The sequence below is a fragment of the Pseudomonas sp. genome (assembly GCF_050739775.1).
Lineage (GTDB): Bacteria > Pseudomonadota > Gammaproteobacteria > Pseudomonadales > Pseudomonadaceae > Aquipseudomonas.
On sequence record NZ_JBOICA010000020.1, the window covers coordinates 25,664 to 42,224 of the forward strand.

Annotated in this window: 16 protein-coding genes; 5 read left to right on the forward strand and 11 right to left on the reverse strand. The window is 60.3% G+C overall.

Translation table 11 applies throughout. From position 1 onward, the window contains the following. Positions 1 to 10: 10 nt before the first annotated feature. Positions 11 to 1,402, reverse strand: a complete 1,392-nt coding sequence (locus tag ACRESH_RS12350) for a NorM family multidrug efflux MATE transporter (protein ID WP_431742261.1) — start codon at positions 1,400 to 1,402, stop codon at positions 11 to 13. Continuing rightward, entirely contained in the window at positions 1,380 to 1,559 is a 180-nt protein-coding gene (locus ACRESH_RS12355) for a hypothetical protein (protein ID WP_431742262.1), read from the reverse strand. The genes ACRESH_RS12350 and ACRESH_RS12355 overlap by 23 nt, the downstream gene beginning before the upstream one ends. Here ACRESH_RS12355 and ACRESH_RS12360 point away from each other — a divergent pair. Further along, complete coding sequence (locus ACRESH_RS12360; RefSeq protein ID WP_431742263.1) at positions 1,558 to 2,478, forward strand: LysR substrate-binding domain-containing protein; 921 nt, start codon at positions 1,558 to 1,560, stop codon at positions 2,476 to 2,478. The two genes, ACRESH_RS12355 and ACRESH_RS12360, sit on opposite strands and share 2 nt — an antisense overlap. Positions 2,479 to 2,508: 30 nt before the next feature. Here the strand turns inward: ACRESH_RS12360 and hglS are convergent, their stop codons facing one another. Further along, the gene (gene hglS / locus ACRESH_RS12365) at positions 2,509 to 3,906 is read right to left on the reverse strand and encodes a 2-oxoadipate dioxygenase/decarboxylase HglS (RefSeq protein WP_431742264.1); all 1,398 of its coding nucleotides are present in this window, start codon (positions 3,904 to 3,906) and stop codon (positions 2,509 to 2,511) included. An 81-nt stretch (positions 3,907 to 3,987) separates the two neighbouring features. After that, positions 3,988 to 4,899 (reverse strand): LysR family transcriptional regulator, encoded by a 912-nt coding sequence (locus ACRESH_RS12370; protein WP_431742265.1) that lies wholly within the window; start codon positions 4,897 to 4,899, stop codon positions 3,988 to 3,990. A gap of 135 nt (positions 4,900 to 5,034) precedes the next feature. Between ACRESH_RS12370 and amaB the strand changes: the two genes are divergently transcribed. Beyond that, on the forward strand, positions 5,035 to 6,525 hold the full coding sequence (gene amaB, locus ACRESH_RS12375; protein WP_431742266.1) for an L-piperidine-6-carboxylate dehydrogenase: 1,491 nt from the start codon (positions 5,035 to 5,037) through the stop codon (positions 6,523 to 6,525). A 93-nt stretch (positions 6,526 to 6,618) separates the two neighbouring features. Beyond that, positions 6,619 to 7,905 carry an L-pipecolate oxidase gene (amaA, locus tag ACRESH_RS12380; protein ID WP_431742267.1) on the forward strand — a complete coding sequence of 429 codons (1,287 nt, stop codon included), beginning with the start codon at positions 6,619 to 6,621 and terminating at the stop codon, positions 7,903 to 7,905. Between the two features lie 3 nt (positions 7,906 to 7,908). On the opposite strand, the gene ACRESH_RS12385 is transcribed toward amaA, so the two are convergent. From ACRESH_RS12385 to ACRESH_RS12415, 7 genes are all read right to left on the reverse strand, one after another. Then, positions 7,909 to 9,339, reverse strand: coding sequence for a mechanosensitive ion channel domain-containing protein (locus ACRESH_RS12385; protein WP_431742268.1), 1,431 nt, complete (start codon positions 9,337 to 9,339; stop codon positions 7,909 to 7,911). 70 nt (positions 9,340 to 9,409) lie between these two features. Further along, positions 9,410 to 9,910, reverse strand: coding sequence for an outer membrane beta-barrel protein (locus tag ACRESH_RS12390; RefSeq protein WP_431742269.1), 501 nt, complete (start codon positions 9,908 to 9,910; stop codon positions 9,410 to 9,412). Between the two features lie 41 nt (positions 9,911 to 9,951). Continuing rightward, positions 9,952 to 10,638 (reverse strand): DUF3313 family protein, encoded by a 687-nt coding sequence (locus tag ACRESH_RS12395; RefSeq protein ID WP_431742270.1) that lies wholly within the window; start codon positions 10,636 to 10,638, stop codon positions 9,952 to 9,954. A 136-nt stretch (positions 10,639 to 10,774) separates the two neighbouring features. Then, the gene (locus tag ACRESH_RS12400; protein WP_431742271.1) at positions 10,775 to 11,251 is read right to left on the reverse strand and encodes a hypothetical protein; all 477 of its coding nucleotides are present in this window, start codon (positions 11,249 to 11,251) and stop codon (positions 10,775 to 10,777) included. Next, entirely contained in the window at positions 11,251 to 12,039 is a 789-nt protein-coding gene (locus tag ACRESH_RS12405; RefSeq protein WP_431742272.1) for a winged helix-turn-helix domain-containing protein, read from the reverse strand. The genes ACRESH_RS12400 and ACRESH_RS12405 overlap by 1 nt, the downstream gene beginning before the upstream one ends. Positions 12,040 to 12,179: 140 nt before the next feature. After that, a complete protein-coding gene (locus ACRESH_RS12410) occupies positions 12,180 to 13,676 on the reverse strand; it encodes a YifB family Mg chelatase-like AAA ATPase (RefSeq protein WP_431742273.1) in 1,497 nt (498 codons plus the stop codon). Between the two features lie 202 nt (positions 13,677 to 13,878). Next, positions 13,879 to 14,142 (reverse strand): accessory factor UbiK family protein, encoded by a 264-nt coding sequence (locus ACRESH_RS12415; protein WP_431742274.1) that lies wholly within the window; start codon positions 14,140 to 14,142, stop codon positions 13,879 to 13,881. Positions 14,143 to 14,512: 370 nt separating this feature from the next. Between ACRESH_RS12415 and glnK the strand changes: the two genes are divergently transcribed. Both glnK and ACRESH_RS12425 read left to right on the forward strand, forming a co-directional pair. After that, positions 14,513 to 14,851, forward strand: a complete 339-nt coding sequence (gene glnK, locus ACRESH_RS12420) for a P-II family nitrogen regulator (protein WP_002555808.1) — start codon at positions 14,513 to 14,515, stop codon at positions 14,849 to 14,851. A 42-nt stretch (positions 14,852 to 14,893) separates the two neighbouring features. After that, positions 14,894 to 16,225 carry an ammonium transporter gene (locus ACRESH_RS12425; RefSeq protein ID WP_010221118.1) on the forward strand — a complete coding sequence of 444 codons (1,332 nt, stop codon included), beginning with the start codon at positions 14,894 to 14,896 and terminating at the stop codon, positions 16,223 to 16,225. Positions 16,226 to 16,561 lie beyond the last annotated feature (336 nt).

Sequence of the window (16,561 nt, forward strand, 5' to 3'; positions counted from 1 at the left end):
GGGATTTATCTTAGGTCATTGTAGCTGCGGCCTTGTTCGCACCGTTGGATCGCCCCAACATCCGCTTCATCCGCCACTCGAACGCCAGCGTCAGGGTCACCGCCGCACAGGCCAGGCCAAGCGCCAGGCCCCACCAGACGCCAACCGCCCCCAGACCCAAGGTGAAGGCCAGCAACCAGGCAGCCGGGGCGCCGATTACCCAATAGCAGAACAGGCCGACCAGGAAGGTGGTCTTGGCATCCTTGAGGCCGCGGATCGAGCCCATGGCGATGGTCTGCACGCCGTCAAACAGCTCGAACCAGGCCGCGACCATCAACAGGCTCACGGCCAGCTGGATGATGTCGGCAAAGGCCGGGTCGCCGTGGTCAAGGAACAGCCCCACCAGCGGGTCCGGCAGCAGCCAGAACAGGATGGCGAACATCAACATCATCGTTGCGCCAAATCCGATCCCGACCCGTCCGGCATGCCGCGCCCCGAGCAAATTGTCAGCGCCGTAGTAGAGCCCGACGCGCATGGTCACCGCATAGGACAGCCCTGCCGGGATCATGAACGCGGTCGAAACGATCTGCAGGGCGATCTGGTGGGCCGCAAGTTCAGTGCTGCCGAGTACGCCCATGCACAGCGCGGCAAAGGCGAACAGGCCGACTTCCACGGTATACGTCCCGCCAATAGGCAGACCCAGGCGCCAGAGTTCACGCAGGGCCGGCCATGAAGGGCGGCTTAGTCCCTTGCTGATCGGATAGGGGGCATAAGCCGGGTGCCAGCGGATGTACAGGGCCATGGCCACCGCCATGCAGTTGGCAACGACGGCGGTGACCAGGCCGATGCCGACCAGGCCCAGTTTCGGCAAGCCAAACATGCCTTCAATCAGCGCATAGTTGAGCAGGAAGTTGGCCACGGTGCCGACCAGGCTGATGACCATCACCGGTGTTGAACGGCCGATGGCGCTGGTAAAGCCACGCAGGGCCATGAAGCTCAGGTAGCCGGGCAGGGCGAAGGGCAGCAACAGCAGGAACTGGGCGGCTGCCTCGACGTTGTCAGGGCTCTGGCCGAGCAGCAATAGCACCGGTTCCAGGTTCCACAGCGCCAGCGCCGCTACCAGGGCCATAACCCAGGCCAGCCACAGTCCGGCCTGGGTCAGGCGAGTAGCGCCGGCGATATCGCCGGCACCCTTGCGAATCGCCACCAGCGTGCCGACTGCAGCAATCACCCCCAGGCAGAAAATCGACACGAACGAATAACTGGCCGCACCCAGTCCACCACCAGCCAGGGCCTGGGGGCTGATGCGGGCCATCATCAGGGTGTCGGTCAGCACCATCAGCATGTGGGCCAGCTGCGAGGCGATCAGGGGACCGGCCAGGCGCAACAGGGCCTTGAGTTCATGAGTGGGTGCGGCCTGCATTGAATCGTCCTTTTCTGATATTGCTTGGGGAAAGCCTGAAATTCTCATCTTTTATGCGGATTTGCACAAAAGGATAAAAACGATCATTGGCATGATTAAAACTCATATCAGTATGATGCTGTGCATTGCCTTGGACCAACGCGGAAGATTCGTCCATGTCCCGTCGTTTACCACCGTTATACGCCTTGCGTGCCTTCGAAGCTGCTGCCAGGCACAGCTCCTTTACGCGCGCCGGGGATGAGTTATCGATCACCCAGAGCGCTGTCAGCCGCCATATTCGTACGCTGGAAGAGCATTTCGCCTGCCGTTTGTTCGTGCGCAATGGCCGTAGCCTGCAGCTGAGCGAAGCAGCCCGGTTGTTACTGCCGGGCGTACGTGAGGGCTTTGCCGCACTGGAGCGCGCCTGCAATACGCTACGCAGCGAGGATGACATCCTGCGCATGAAAGCGCCCTCGACGCTGACCATGCGCTGGTTGCTGGCGCGGCTCAGCCGCTTTCGTCATCTGCAGCCGGGCAATGAAGTGCAACTGACCAGTGCCTGGATGGATGTCGATCATGTCGATTTCAACCATGAGCCCTTCGACTGCGCGGTACTGCTTGGGGATGGCCACTTTCCGCCGGACTGGGAAGTGGCGCGGTTGTTTTCCGAACTGCTGATCCCGGTGGGGGCGCCCGATCTGCTGGATGAAGGGCCTTGGGACGCCAAGCATCTGGCCGGTATCGAACTTTTGCACCCGACACCGGACAAGCGTGACTGGCGCAGTTGGCTGGCGCGCATGGGGCTGACCGACAAGGTCTCGCTCAAGGGCGGTCAGGTGTTCGATACCCTGGAGTTGGGCATGATCGCTGCCGCACGGGGTTATGGTGTGTCCATGGGCGATTTGTTGATGGTGGCCGAAGATGTCGCCCAGGGGCGTTTGAGCCTGCCTTGGCCGACCGCTGTGGCCAGCGGCCTGGACTATTACCTGGTATGGCCGAAAACTCGTCCAGGTGGTGAGCGGTTGCGTCGATTGAGTGATTTTTTGCAGGGCGAGGCTGATGCGATGGACCTGCCGAAGGTGCAAGTCCTCAGATAGCCATCGCGGAGCAAGCCCGCGAAGAGGCCCTTATAGCCCTGGCAAATCCAGCGCCTTGGCACACGCCTGCAACGACCGCTGCTGACTCTGCGCATACAGCGCCAGTTCATCCTGCACCGACTTGCCCAGCGCCTGTTCAAAGGCATTGCGATTGGCATTGCTGCCGTACTCGCTCTGCGCCTCATCACCCAGGTTGGACTGGAAGATCCCCGCAGCGCTGACCGGCAGGAAGTCTTCATACACCAGCGCTTCGAAATGCACATGCCCGGCGTCGATCAGGTCATCCAGCGCAGTCGGGCGCCCTGCGTCAGCGCGTGCAGCCAGGCCGCGTTCGGTCGGAAAGTAGCGGAAGTACGCCAGGCCTTGCTCACGCATCTGCGCGAGATCATCCGGGAACGCCTGGAAACTGTCTTTGAGCAGCGCCATGTAGCGCTCGGCATTGGCTTCTGCCGGCACCCCACCCAGCGCCGCGCGGGCGGCGTCGAGCAGTTGGTCATAGAGTTGACGCCCCTTGGGCGTCAGCGCTGCGCCACGCTGTTCGATCTCGCCGAAGCGTGCGGTGTGACTGCCGCCCGCAGCGCCTTGTTGATCGCTGAATGCGACCTTTTCCTGCAGGGCCTTGAAGCTGGTCTGGCGCAGCAGGATCGGGCAGCGACGCGGTGGTGGGCCTTCAATCACCGCCTTGGGTGGAATGCCCTTGGCCGGCATGCCCAACTGGATTGCATCGATGTCCAGGGTGCGCGGGGTCAGGTGGTTGATATGCGGGCCCTTGAAGGCCACCACATCGGCAATCAGGCGGTGTTGGTCGTGCAGCTGTTGATACTGCTCGGCAGTCACCGTGGCGTCGTGGTGCCAGCGGAAAGTGTGCAGGGCCTCGTCAACAAAGGTGCTGGCATCGTCGGTGTTCAGGCCGCCATCACGCTCGAACTGTTGGATTAGCTCCAGAGCGCGCGGGGTGAAGATCTGCCGCTTGGCGAGGAGCTGCCGGGACAGTTCACGCAAGGCCGGGTTATCAATCAGCTCCAGGCGCAACAACGAGGTGAAGACCCGGAACGGACTGATGTGCAGCGATTGTTCGTGAACGGCGCGAAAGGCGGTGGAGTGCACCGGTACGCCTGCCGAGCTGAGGTCGTAGTAGCCCACCGGTTGCATGCCCATGACGGCGAACAGGCGGGCGATGGTAGCCAGTTCTTCAGCGCTGCCGACGCGGATAGCGCCGTGACGCTCCTGATCCAGGCGCTCGATCTCACCGGTCCAGCGCAGGGCCTGGGCCACTTCTGGCTGCTGGGCCATGACCTGCTGGTTGATTTCGCTCACCAGCGACAGCAGGGTGCCATACAGCGGCACCTCCTGTTTGTACATGAGCGACATGGCGGCGGAGAACTGCGCGCGAATGCTGTCCGGGCTGACGAAATCTTGAGCGGGCATCGAAAGCTTCCTGGTGAAGTGGGCACCCCTACATGAAAGCGAGGAATGCAGTGCTCCCGCAAGCGAAAAAAAGTCGATCAGTCATTCCGTGGTTTCTTGATCTTTTGGCGCCAGCTCGGCGGCGATCCAGTCGACCAGCGCACGGACCTTGGGCACTTCCGCCGCATGTTCGGCAAACGCCAGAAAATGCGAGCCATTGCTGCGCATGCTGTGCTGCCAGGGTACGACCAATTTGCCTTCGGCCAGCTCCTGAGCCACCAGGTAACGCGGCACCAGGGCCACGCCGCAACCGGATTGCGCTGCGCTCAGGCTCATATAGAAAGTGTCGAAGCGCGGACCGTGGTAGCTGTGGACCGAATGCAGACCTTGTTCGAGGAACCATTCATGCCAGGCCTCCGGGCGCGAGGTGCTTTGCAGCAGCACCAGCTCGGCCAGCTCGCTGGCGTCTTGCACGGTGCGGTCCTGCAACAGCTCCGGCGCACAGACCGGCACCACCTCTTCGCCGAACAGTTCGACGCAGGTCGCCCCCGGCCAGGTGCCCTGGCCGAAGAAGAACACCACGTCGGCCTTGCCCTGCAGCAAGGCGAAGGGCTCCATCTCATTGCGGATATCCAGGTGGATGTTCGGGTGGCGCTTGCCGAAGCCTTTTAGGTGCGGAATCAACCAGCGCACGCCAAAACTCGGTTGAGTGGCTACCTTCAATACTTCAGTTTGCTCGCCATAAGAGAGGATGTAGCGGCTGGACATGTCGACCTGGGTGAGGATCTTGTTGACCTCGGCCAGGTAAAGCGCGCCAGCTGGTGTCAGCTGCAGGCGTCGGCGGATGCGCAAGAACAGATGATGGCGAAGCATCTCCTCAAGTTGTGCGACCTGTTTGCTCACCGCGCTCTGGGTCAGGTGCAGTTCTTCGGCAGCACGGGTGAAGCTCAGGTGCCGGGCGGCAGCCTCGAAACACTGCAGGGCGGCCATCGATGGCACCAGACGTTTGGACATAGTGGTCTCTAAGCGGGTAGATCATTACCTGGCGGAATGATATGCAGAATAAAGGTCGTTTGTTGCGCCAGAGTGATCGGATTAATACTGATCCTGATCACTAATTCAACCACTCATCGCATGCAGGAGAAGAAAATGGTTGATGGACTGCTTGACCGCCTTGGTGTCCCGGCCAATGCCTACACCCGTGGCAACCATCCCGTTCACACCCCTATCGATGGCAGCGCGATTGCCTCGGTACACCTGGAAAGCAAAGCCCAGGTCGTGGCCAAAATCGACAAGGCCGAGCAGGCGTTCCAGGCCTGGCGCAACGTTCCGGCGCCGCGTCGTGGTGAGTTGATTCGTCTGTTCGGCGAAGTACTGCGCGAGTACAAGGCCGATCTGGGTGAGCTGGTTTCCGTCGAAGCCGGCAAGATCACCCAGGAAGGCCTGGGTGAAGTGCAGGAAATGATCGACATCTGCGACTTTGCCGTTGGCCTCTCGCGCCAGCTGTACGGCCTGACCATCGCCTCCGAGCGTCCTGGTCACCACATGCGTGAAACCTGGCACCCGCTGGGTGTGGTCGGGGTCATCAGCGCCTTCAACTTCCCGGTCGCGGTCTGGGCCTGGAACACTTCGCTGGCGTTGGTCTGCGGCAACGCCGTGGTCTGGAAGCCATCGGAGAAGACGCCGCTGACCGCCCTGGCCTGCCAGGCGCTGTTCGAGAAAGCCCTGAAAGCCTTTGGTGATGCACCAGAAGGCCTCAGCCAGCTGATCATCGGTGATCGCGAAGCCGGTGAAGCCCTGGTCGATGACCCGCGCGTGCCGCTGGTCAGCGCCACCGGCAGCACCCGCATGGGCCGTGAAGTCGGTCCGCGGGTTGCCGCACGCTTTGGTCGCAGCATCCTTGAACTGGGTGGCAACAATGCCATGATCCTGGCGCCGAGCGCCGATCTGGACCTGGCCGTGCGCGGCATCCTGTTCAGCGCCGTCGGTACTGCCGGCCAGCGTTGCACCACCCTGCGCCGCCTGATCGTGCACCGTTCGATCAAGGACGAGGTGGTGGCGCGGGTCAAAGCCGCTTACGCCAAGGTGCGTATCGGTGATCCACGCAAAGACAACCTGGTCGGTCCGCTGATCGACAAGCAGTCCTTCAGCGCCATGCAGGACGCCCTGGCCCGTGCCCGCGACGAAGGCGGTCAGGTGTTCGGCGGTGAGCGCCAGCTGCAGGAGCAGTACCCGAACGCTTACTACGTGTCGCCAGCCATTGCCGAGATGCCGGCGCAGAGCGCTGTGGTGCGTCACGAGACGTTCGCGCCGATCCTCTACGTGCTGGCCTATGACGACTTCGAAGAGGCCCTGCGTCTGAACAACGAAGTGCCACAAGGCCTGTCCTCGTGCATCTTCACCACTGACCTGCGTGAAGCTGAGCGTTTCCAGAGTGCTTCGGGCAGTGACTGCGGTATCGCCAACGTCAATATCGGCACCAGCGGTGCGGAAATTGGTGGTGCTTTCGGTGGCGAAAAAGAAACCGGTGGCGGCCGCGAGTCGGGTTCCGATTCCTGGAAAGCCTACATGCGTCGGCAGACCAACACGGTGAACTATTCGCGTGAGCTGCCGTTGGCTCAGGGGATTGTGTTCGACTGATCAGCGCCATCGCGGGGCAAGCCCGCTCCCACAGAGATTCCGGTGGGAGCGGGCTTGCCCCGCGAATAACAAGAACAAAGAAGGAAGCCGGCCATGCCAGAGCTGCGCCAACAATGTCTGTGGGAACACGTAACCAGGCTCGCTACACCGGTCGATAAACTGGCCACCGAACTCAAGGCCGATGTCTGTGTCATTGGCGGCGGTATCACTGGGCTGAGCGCTGCGCTGCACCTGCTGGAGGCGGGCAAATCGGTCGTCCTGCTGGAGGCCTGGACAATCGGCCACGGCGGCTCCGGGCGCAACGTCGGGCTGGTCAACGCCGGTACCTGGATTCGTCCCGACGACGTCGAAGCCACCCTTGGCCTACAGCAAGGCAGCCGCCTGAACAAAGTGCTGGGCGAAGCCCCCGCTGAAGTATTCGCCACCATCAAACGCTTGGGTATCGACTGCCAGGCACACAACACCGGTACCCTGCACATGGCTCATAACGCCACTGGCGTTGCCGACCTCGAAGCGCGTCATCAGCAGTGGAGCCGTCGTGGTGCCGACGTCGAACTGCTCACCGGCGCACGCTGCGAGGAGTATTGCGGTACCGACAAGATTTCCGCAGCGCTGCTTGATCGCCGCGCTGGCACTATCAACCCCATGGCCTACACCCAAGGCCTGGCCGCAGCTGTCACCCGCCTGGGTGGGCAGATCTTCCAGCAGTCAGCCGTCGAGGGCCTGGAGCGTGAAGGCCGCGGTTGGCGGGTGAAGACCGGCCAAGGCTCGGTCAGTGCCGACAAGGTAGTGATCTCTACCGGCGCTTACACCGAAGGCGACTGGACCACCCTGCAGAAACACTTCTTCCGCGGTTACTACTATCAAGTCGCGTCAGTGCCACTGCAAGGCGAAGCCGCCGACAATGTACTCAAGCACGGTCAGGGCTCCTGGGATACCCGCACGGTGTTGAGCAGCATTCGTCGTGATGATGAAGGCCGCTTGCTGCTCGGTAGCCTGGGGCGTGTCGACAACAAGCCGAGCTGGTTCATCCGCAGCTGGGCCGACCGCATCCAGAATCACTACTTCCCGCAGCTGGGCAAAGTCGAGTGGCAAATGCACTGGACCGGCTGCATCGACTTCACCCCTGATCACCTGATGCGCCTGTTCGAGCCGGCCCCGGGACTGGTTGCGGTGACCGGCTACAACGGCCGTGGCAACACCACCGGCACGGTGATCGGCAAAGCCTTTGCCCAGTTCCTGCTGCACGACAACCCGGATGCATTGCCGATTCCGTTCTCGCCAATGAAACCGGTATCGGCCCCGGCGCTGCGCACCGGCTTCTACGAAACCGGGTTTTCGCTGTATCACGCCGGGCAATGTTTGCGCGTGGTGCTGTAACCGCTACTTGTGCAGCCAGCTGAGAAAGCCGCCTTTCTTGATGGCTGCCGGTTTCTGCTCCAGCAACGACTGCCGGGTTTGCTGGCGGATGCGTTGCATTTTGATCAGCGCGGTCTTGATCTCTCCACGTTGTTCCAGGCAGCTGCGCACTTGGGCCTTGTCGATGCGGTATAGCAGGCAACTGGTGAGGGTGCGGAATTCGGCGGTGGAGTCGTCGGCGTCGAGCAAACCTTCAAGGCCTAGAATCTCGCCTGGCCCCATGCGCCCGGCTTCGATCAGCTTGTCGCCGTCGCGGATGCCTGCAGACACCACGCCAGTGCCGATCACCAGCAGATACTCCGAGTTATCCCCAACCCCTAGAATCACTTGGTCAGCCAGGTACTCCACCGAGGTCATGCGCTGGCTGAGGTTGTCTTTTTCCTCGCTGCTCAGCGAGCGGAAGATACGCACATCCTCCAACAGTGCGCGTTGGCGATTCCAGGCCTGCGACGTCAGCGTGTCGGCATTCCAGACCACGCCGGTAGCCTCCAGGTGGCGGTGGGCAAGGTCGAACATGTGATTGCGCACATCGGTTTTCTGGCTCATGGCGCTGACGAAGCCGGTGGCCTCGTACTCGACCGATTCGAGGGTCGAACTCTTGATTGTTACCTTGGGCGGGGGCGCGCTCAGCAGCAAGCGGGTGCCCTGCAAGGTTTTTTCCAGTGCATCGAGAACACGCCGAGGGCGTATCTTGGCGGGAACCACGACGCTGATCGACACACCGTGTACATCGCTGGGCTGGCTAAAGTTGAGCAGTTTGGCCTTGGCCGCCACCGAGTTAGGGATCACCGCCATGCTGCCGTTGCCGGTGAGCAGGCGGGTGGCGCGCCAGTCGATATCGATCACCTTGCCTTCGGTGCCGTCGATGTTAATCGAGTCGCCGATCTGGTAGGGACGGGTGGTGTTGAGGACAATACCGGAGAACACATCGCTGAGCGTACTCTGCAGTGCCAGACCAATGACGATTGCCATCACCCCGGACGTCGCCAGCAGGCCTTTGACCGGCAATTGCAGGACATACGCGGCCGCGGCAACAATAGCGACTAGGAAGATCACCGCACCCAGCACATCCTGCAGCAGTCGCCCGGTGTGGCCGCTGCGTGACCCCAGAACGACCCCCATCACTACCGTAATTGTCCGCGCCGCGAACAGCCACCAACCGATCCCCAGCACTGTCGCCAGCAAATTGCGCGGTACATCCTCGACCCAGGGCGCGGCTTGCAGCGGGCTGACCCCAGCACTGATCAGCACCCAGGTGAACAGCAGGAATACACCCAGCCGCAAACCGATGCGCAAGGGGCGCCGCGTGATTGGGATCACCTGCCAGAGCAGAAGATCGAGCGCGATCAGGGTAATGCCGATCAGCAGCGGATAACTCTGGGCAAAGGCGAACATACCTGTCTCACGACGCTGGGATGTTGCTAGTAAAGAGCAGGTTGGCGGCAATTACTACTGGCGCGTGGGGTCAGAACATCACGTAGACGCTGGCGCTGGTCTGGTCCAGATCGATATCGCCAACTTTCAGCACTTCCTGCTCCAGACGTACACCGATGTTGCGTAATACGTCCAGCTCGACACCGAGGCCGTAGGTCATGTCCAGGTCGCTGCTATCGCCGGCGATATCGTTGTCCGCATCCCAGGCATGCACGCCGGCGCTGGCGAACAGGCGCACGCGTTGACCGAGCGGAATGCCGAAATGCGCGGCGGCCTGTAGCGAATGGCCTTCGAAGTCGCCGTCCTTGCCGCTGAAGTTGCCCAGGTCTACCCAGGCGCCTTCCACTGCCAGATACGGATTCAGCCGGTAGCCGACAAAGGCCTTGTAGGCGTTGTCGTCGTCACTGAGCTGGTGCTCATCGGTTTCCACCCTGGTCAGGCCGCCGCCCAGATAGAGGCCACGGTCATCTGCCACGGCGTTCACAGAACTGAGTACAAGGAGGGCGGCTGCAAGCTGTTTTGCGAAGTTCATCGTTCGTCCAATGGAGTTTGGTTAATGGGAGAAGGGGCTGATCAAGCCGGTTTCTTGGGCAGGAACTCTCTGTCCAGGCGTTCACGGATCATCTGCGCGGCGGTATCCATGGCCGGGTAAATGTCCTCGACCACAGGTGCCTTGTCTTGTCCGATATTCCGGCCACTGGCCCGGTCGACGGCGCGGGCAAGGGTTTCACCGCTCAGGCTGTCGCTGATATCACTGCGCAAGAACAGATAAAGGGTTTCATCGCGTACGCCAGTGGCGTGCAGGGAGAGGCCAACCAGCATGCCGATCGGAATGTATTCGGTGACATTAGGGTCACGCGGTTTGCGTTCAATATCGGCAACCGATACTTGCAGTGACAGCGCCCCCTTGGTGGGTTTGTCGACCAGGCGATAACCGCCGGCGGTCAGTTGTTTTACCAACTGGCTTCGGAAGTGCTGGCGCAGTTTGTCTGCATCGCCATTAAACCTGGCAAGGCGCGGATCGGTACTGTCGAAAGAAATGCTTTTCGGCAAGTTGATGAAAATGGCTTTGTCATGGTTTTTTGACAAAGGCGCATCTGATTTCTTCCAGGCAACAGTAGCGTCATCGTGTTCGATAACATGCAGGGGCGCGTTGGTTTTTTGTTGTTCCGGGGTTATCGCGGTGTCGATGCTTGGCGCCAGCGAACAACCAAACAGGCTCATCGAGAGCAACAGCGGCAAAAGCTTTTTAAAAGGCATGGAGATTCCTGGTGACGTCACGTCAAGGGTGACCGACTTATCCCCACTCTAGGGCCGCAGGAGGGGAAAACAGGAATCAAAAATTGTTATTTGTGGCCGTCGCGGCGGTTCACGCGCCGTGCGCCGCGGTCCGCCATCAATTGCTCATGCAGCGCATCCGGTCAAGCTCAAGGAAGTAGTAGCACAGCGCATCGTTATCGGTCGGGATGATGACCAGGCTGAGAATGGAGCCGAGCCTGAAGTACTGGCGAGCAAACAACAGATCGGAATGACGGCTGACGTCGAACAGTTCTGTCTGGCTACTGGCCTGGATATCTTCAACCTTGATTTTTACTCGCCAGCGCGAGGTATCAACGAGCGAGGCGCCGACGGCAACATGCCGCTCTTTATCGCCCAGGCGCTCAAGTACACTAATGACAGCACTGGGTTCACTGATCGTCAGCGCTTCCTTGGACTCCATGACTTCGTGTGCTATGAAGTTTCGCCCCTCTGTTCGATAAGGCTGGCTGTTAATATAGGGGCGCGGCAGTGTGATCAAAAGCATTACCAGGCATGCCAGAAAAATAATGGCAATAATCAACCCGTGGCGCCATGCGGCTCGATCGTTTTTCATTATGCACCCACACATTTTTTTAACATATCGATGAGTTGCTTATCCTGGTGCTGAAATTCAAAGTTGTAAGTGCGTCCTGTTGTGCGGATGCAGGACATGTTCATGCGCGATCCCTTGCGGCTTATAAAAACCTGGCCTTTAATGTTTTCAGTGGGGAAATTTAAATTTGCTACGTCGGTCTTGAGCTTGTTTACATCGTGCTCGCTTTTGCCGACTGCTGAAATTGAAAGTTCACCTTGTTGGATAACTGCAATATGCAATTCACTGATGGGCTCATACCAGGCAATCAGGCGCCAGATGGACAAGCCAGCCAATACCGCCGCAGCCAGGTATCCGCAGCGCACCGCCGTTCCAATGCCTTGCCGACTGTCAGGCGAGGCTGCGGGGGCAATGGCGCTTGGCGTACTTGTCTCCAGCGGTTCCGCTACAGGCGCCGATGCGGCCTCGGAGTGGCCGACCACCTGGTCACTGTTGAAGCGATAGCCGCGTCGCGGCACGGTGATCACTATCTCGTGATCCTTGCCATCGCCGAGGATGTTTCTGAGCATGAAGATGGATTGGTTGAGGCTGCCTGCCGAGACGACACGGTCATCCCAGGCGAACTCCAGAATCGCTTCGCGCGAACAGATCGCGCCGGGTTCCATCAGCAGAAGTTCGAGTATTCGCGACTCTGCGCGCGCCAGTGTTAATTCCTCTGGCGCACCTTGGTTTTTGCTGATAGTAATCTTGCAGTGCTCGGAATTAAACTCCACAAGGTCGCTGTTTTTAAGTCGAAAATTGTAGATCATCAAACATTACGCGCGTTGTGAAATTCATCACTATTATAGTGGTCGTTATCAGCGAAGCAAGTCGATGAAGGGCGCTTGCCATTGCGTGAGTGCATTAATAAAATATCGGGAACTGTATATTTCAAGATTGAAATAATTGCTCACGCTGTAGTTGTCGGCCGGTACTGCAATGCTTCGGCAAGATGGGGGCGGTCAATGTGTCTGGCTTGCTCAAGATCAGCCAGAGTACGGGCTACCTTCAACAGGCGATGTGCAGCGCGCAGGGACAGGCTGAGGCGTTCACAGGCGCTTTCCAGCCAGTGCTGGTCGGCTGTGGATAACGCGCAGTGCTGGCGCAGGCCCGGCAGGTCGAGAAAGGCATTGGCGCATCCCTGACGCTGTTGCTGAAGCTCCCGGGCGCTAGCGACGTGCGCCGCGATGCTGGCGCTGCTTTCGCCATTGCCTGCAACCGGGGACAGGGCCGTGGCTTCGCGGGCAACGGTCAGGTGCAAGTCGATGCGGTCGAGCAAGGGGCCGGAGAGCTTGTTGCGGTAGCGCTGGATCTGATCGCTGCCACAGCGACAGCGTCCGCTGGGGTCGCCGAGATATCCACAGGGGCAGGGATTCATCGCCGCGACCAGCTGGAAGCGTGCCGGAAAGCGGATCTTGTCCTTGGCTCGGGCGATGACGATTTCACCGGACTCCAATGGTTCGCGCAGCACTTCCAGCACCCGCCGTTCAAACTCCGGCAATTCATCGAGAAACAGCACACCGTGATGGGCGAGGGTGATCTCGCCGGGCTGCGGGCGGCTGCCGCCACCCACCAACGCAGCCCCGGACGCCGAGTGATGAGGATGCCGGAACGGTCGCTGCGGCCAACTGCTCAACGGCACATGGCTGGCCACTGATTGAATCGCCGCCACTTCCAGGGCCTCACGTTCGTCCAGTGGCGGCAAGAGCCCGGGCAGACGGCTGGCGAGCAGGGTTTTGCCGGTGCCCGGTGGGCCGCTGAACAGCAGGTTGTGCGCCCCGGCGGCAGCGACCAGCAGCGCGCGTTTGGCAGCTTGCTGGCCTTGGACTTCATTCAGATCGGGATACGGACGGACCTGCAGCAGCAAGCCATTGGCGGCGTAGGGGTTGAGCGGTGTCTGCCCGTTGAGATGGGCCACCAGCTCCAGCAGATGCCCGACCGCGTACACCACCAAACCGGATGCCAGGCAGGCTTCCTCGGCATTCTCTTGAGGGACTACCAGGGCTCGGCCGGCTGCTCTGGCTGCCAGGGCTGCCGGTAGCACACCTTGTACCGGGCGTATGGCGCCGGATAGTGCCAGTTCTCCCAGGCATTCCAGTTCGCCCAGAGCAGTGACCGGGAACTGGCCATTGGCGGCCAGAATCCCCAAGGCAATCGCCAGATCGAAGCGTCCGCCATCTTTGGGCAAGTCTGCCGGGGCGAGGTTGAGGGTGATGCGCCGGGCGGGGAACTCCAGGCCCGAATTGAGGATCGCGCTGCGCACCCGGTCTTTACTTTCCTTGACTGTGGCTTCAGGCAAGCCAACCAGGGTCAGCGCCGGCAGGCCGTTGGCCAGATGAGCTTCGACACTGACAGCCGGGGCTGATACACCGACCTGAGCGCGGCTGTGGACAAGGGCGAGGGACATGAACACTCCATGATCGATGCGGGGCCGCGTCCTGCGGCTTTGCAAGGATAGTGGGGTGAAGTGGGCAAAGGCGGGAAAGAGTGAGTCTGGCTTTTACAGGCCAAGGAGCCGTACCGGTGGGAGCGGGCTTGCCCCGCGATGCGATGTGTCTGACAGTCTGCAATCGCGGGCAAGCCCGCCCACCGGGGGTGGTTTAGTCGTTTTACTCCGCCGCTGGCGGATTCAGGCGTGCTTCCATTTGCGCAACCTTGGCTTCCAGCGCTTCAAGACGGGCGCGGGTGCGGGCCAATACCACCATCTGGCTGTCGAATTCTTCCCGGCTGACCAGTTCCAGCTTGCTGAAGCCGCTTTGCAGCAGGGCCTTGAACTGGCTTTCGAGTTCAGCGCGGGGTTGCGAGGTGTCGCCGCTGAACAGGCGCGAGGCTTGGTCGCTCAGGGCATCGAGAAAGGCTTTGGGCGCGAGCATGTTCGGCTATCCGCTGTATCCAAGTGGGGCGACAGTGTAGCACGCAGCTTTGCTGACCTTGAGCTGCACGCTTTTTGCGCATTGCAGTGAATCGTTGCGCACTGTAATTGTGCAGTCAGACGGTGCTGACGACTGGCCAATGAGCACTGACTAACGCAAGTACCTGTAATTGGACGATTTAGCGGATCTGGCAAGGTTTCTGCTAAGACCTTAGTGACCATGCACTGATGCAGTCACCGTGACGAGGCGGGGTGCAGGCGGAGCATCAAGCTGTTTCGGTCGACGACGCGTTACAAAGCCAGGCGCTGCGCTTAGACTTGAGTCGGGTTTGTTTTCCTGGGGCAAGTCCACCAATTCGGGAGAGAGTTTCATGAAGCTAGTCACTGCCATCATCAAGCCGTTCAAGTTGGACGACGTGCGCGAGTCGCTGTCTGAAATCGGCGTGCAGGGTATTACTGTCACTGAGGTCAAAGGCTTCGGTCGGCAGAAGGGCCACACCGAGCTGTATCGCGGTGCTGAGTATGTGGTTGATTTCCTGCCCAAGGTGAAAATCGACGTCGCCATCGACGACAAGGATCTGGACCGGGTCATCGAAGCGATCACCAAGGCCGCCAACACCGGCAAGATCGGTGACGGGAAGATTTTCGTGGTCAATCTGGAGCAGGCGATTCGCATCCGTACCGGCGAAACCGATACCGACGCGATCTAAAAAAAAGCCTCACCAAACCCCAACGCCCCAGGAGATAACAACATGACTCTGCGTCAATTCGCAGGGCTAGGAGCCCTTTTGTCCCTCGTAATGCCCGGCTTGGCCCTGGCCGAGGAGGCAGCCCCCGTGCTCAACTCCGGCGACACTGCCTGGATGTTGACCGCCACAGCCTTGGTGCTGTTCATGACCATCCCCGGTCTGGCCCTGTTCTACGGCGGTATGGTGCGTTCCAAGAACGTGCTGTCGGTGATGATGCAGTGCTTTGCGATCACCGGCCTGATCAGCGTTCTGTGGGTGGTTTACGGTTATAGCCTGGCGTTCGATACCACCGGTATGGAGCAAGGTGTAGTCAACTTCAATTCCTTCGTCGGTGGCCTGTCCAAAGCCTTCCTGGCTGGCGTGACCCCGGCGAGCCTGACCTCTTCGGCAGCGCTGTTCCCCGAAGCGGTGTTCATCACCTTCCAGATGACTTTTGCGATCATTACCCCGGCGCTGATCGTCGGTGCCTTTGCCGAGCGTATGAAGTTCTCGGCGATGCTGATCTTCATGGCTATCTGGTTCACCCTGGTCTACGCACCGATTGCGCACATGGTCTGGAGCGGCAATGGTGGCCTGATGTGGGATTGGGGCGTACTCGACTTCGCTGGCGGCACTGTGGTGCACATCAACGCCGGTATCGCGGGTCTTGTCGCCTGCTTGGTGCTGGGCAAGCGCAAAGGCTTCCCGACCACGCCTATGGCGCCGCACAACCTCGGTTACACCCTGATGGGTGCGGCCATGCTGTGGATCGGCTGGTTCGGTTTCAACGCCGGCTCCGCCGCGGCCGCCAACGGTACTGCGGGTATGGCCATGCTGGTGACCCAGATTGCTACCGCCGCTGCGGCCCTGGGCTGGATGTTCGCCGAATGGCTGACTCATGGCAAACCAAGCGCTCTGGGCATTGCTTCGGGTGTGGTCGCAGGCCTTGTCGCCATCACCCCGGCTGCGGGCACTGTTGGCCCTATGGGCGCTCTGGTGATCGGTCTGGTAGCGGGTGTGATTTGCTATTTCTGCGCCACCAGCCTCAAGCGCAAGCTCGGCTACGACGACTCCCTGGACGCCTTCGGTGTACACGGTATCGGCGGTATCGTCGGCGCGATCCTCACTGGCGTGTTCGCAGCCCCTGCACTGGGTGGCTTCGGTACCGTCGAAGACATCGGCGCGCAAGTCTGGATTCAGGCCAAGGGCGTTGGCTTTACCGTGATCTACACCGCGATCGTCACCTACGTGATTCTCAAGGTGCTGGATCTGGTCATGGGCCTGCGGGTTAACGAAGAAGAAGAGTCGGTCGGTCTCGACCTGGCGCAACACAACGAGCGTGGCTACAACCTGTAACCCCTCGAAAAAACCTGCCCGGCTTGCCGGGCATTTTTTTGCCTGCAGTTTGGCGGTTTCAGCGAACGCAAACGGTTTCTTTGGACGCTTTTACCGTTGCTTTTTCGGCTGGCCTCATGCAGGCAGAAAACTTACAGAGCAGAGTGGTAGTTAGGCACTTTGCTTTTTCTCTGAGCACGCTAGAATGCGCGCCGAAGGGAGCTGACAAGCTGTCCGCAAACTTCGTTAGCCTTTGCTAGGCTTGCCAATGAGCAGGCTGATCACGCCAGGGTAGGCCGACGGATTTACTGTCGGCAGCTCTTTAATTTCGTCAGGTCCTGCCAAGAGCGGGACCTG

Bases quoted from the DNA above. Each gene is read 5' to 3' on its own strand.
- ACRESH_RS12350 (WP_431742261.1), bottom strand. From the start codon at position 1,402: ATGCAGGCCGCACCCACTCATGAACTCAAGGCCCTGTTGCGCCTGGCC.
- ACRESH_RS12360 (WP_431742263.1), top strand. From the start codon at position 1,558: ATGTCCCGTCGTTTACCACCGTTATACGCCTTGCGTGCCTTCGAAGCT.
- ACRESH_RS12355 (WP_431742262.1), bottom strand. From the start codon at position 1,559: ATGGACGAATCTTCCGCGTTGGTCCAAGGCAATGCACAGCATCATACT.
- hglS (WP_431742264.1), bottom strand. From the start codon at position 3,906: ATGCCCGCTCAAGATTTCGTCAGCCCGGACAGCATTCGCGCGCAGTTC.
- ACRESH_RS12370 (WP_431742265.1), bottom strand. From the start codon at position 4,899: ATGTCCAAACGTCTGGTGCCATCGATGGCCGCCCTGCAGTGTTTCGAG.
- amaB (WP_431742266.1), top strand. From the start codon at position 5,035: ATGGTTGATGGACTGCTTGACCGCCTTGGTGTCCCGGCCAATGCCTAC.
- amaA (WP_431742267.1), top strand. From the start codon at position 6,619: ATGCCAGAGCTGCGCCAACAATGTCTGTGGGAACACGTAACCAGGCTC.
- ACRESH_RS12385 (WP_431742268.1), bottom strand. From the start codon at position 9,339: ATGTTCGCCTTTGCCCAGAGTTATCCGCTGCTGATCGGCATTACCCTG.
- ACRESH_RS12390 (WP_431742269.1), bottom strand. From the start codon at position 9,910: ATGAACTTCGCAAAACAGCTTGCAGCCGCCCTCCTTGTACTCAGTTCT.
- ACRESH_RS12395 (WP_431742270.1), bottom strand. From the start codon at position 10,638: ATGCCTTTTAAAAAGCTTTTGCCGCTGTTGCTCTCGATGAGCCTGTTT.
- ACRESH_RS12400 (WP_431742271.1), bottom strand. From the start codon at position 11,251: ATGAAAAACGATCGAGCCGCATGGCGCCACGGGTTGATTATTGCCATT.
- ACRESH_RS12405 (WP_431742272.1), bottom strand. From the start codon at position 12,039: ATGATCTACAATTTTCGACTTAAAAACAGCGACCTTGTGGAGTTTAAT.
- ACRESH_RS12410 (WP_431742273.1), bottom strand. From the start codon at position 13,676: ATGTCCCTCGCCCTTGTCCACAGCCGCGCTCAGGTCGGTGTATCAGCC.
- ACRESH_RS12415 (WP_431742274.1), bottom strand. From the start codon at position 14,142: ATGCTCGCGCCCAAAGCCTTTCTCGATGCCCTGAGCGACCAAGCCTCG.
- glnK (WP_002555808.1), top strand. From the start codon at position 14,513: ATGAAGCTAGTCACTGCCATCATCAAGCCGTTCAAGTTGGACGACGTG.
- ACRESH_RS12425 (WP_010221118.1), top strand. From the start codon at position 14,894: ATGACTCTGCGTCAATTCGCAGGGCTAGGAGCCCTTTTGTCCCTCGTA.